This window comes from Vibrio fluminensis, assembly GCF_015278125.1.
Taxonomy (GTDB): domain Bacteria; phylum Pseudomonadota; class Gammaproteobacteria; order Enterobacterales; family Vibrionaceae; genus Vibrio; species Vibrio fluminensis.
On sequence record NZ_JADILO010000085.1, the window covers coordinates 1 to 528 of the forward strand.

At 51.4% G+C, this 528-nt stretch carries 1 protein-coding gene; it reads right to left on the minus strand.

Annotated features, from left to right (window positions below):
- The coding region (locus IRQ95_RS22005) for a hypothetical protein (protein ID WP_194439928.1) at window positions 1-528 on the minus strand (528 nt) is incomplete at both ends.

The window sequence follows — 528 nt, forward strand, 5'->3', positions numbered from 1 at the left end:
GAGATGGTGCCATTGTCGTATTGGTAGTCCGTCGCTTCGTCAGTCAGCGTCACCAGTTTGCCATCAACCAGTTTAAGATCTACGGTTTCACCGTCATTGACGGTAAGCGTGACGTAACCACCGTTGGTCAATTCATSGTGGTTAACGGATACTTCAACTTGGACTTGGTCATTMCCGAGYTCGTCTTTGCTGATCAAGCCGTCGTTATTAACGTCATCTTTAATTTCAACCACTGGGCCAAGGTCGCCACCTTGAGGACCTTCACCGTCGCCCGGTGCCACAGTGTCCAACTTAGCAGAGTCTGAACCTTGCGCTGATTCATTGCCTGCTTTATCGGTTTGGGTCGCGGTAACAGTAATGGTGCCACCTTCTGCCGGTGCCGTCTCAGTCCAAGAGATGGTGCCGTTGTCGTATTGGTAGTCCGTCGCTTCGTTAGTCAACGTCACTAGCTTGCCGTCAACCAGTTTAAGCTGAACTTCGTCTCCACCATTGACCGTCAAGGTCACGTGGCCGCCGTTGGTTAATTCG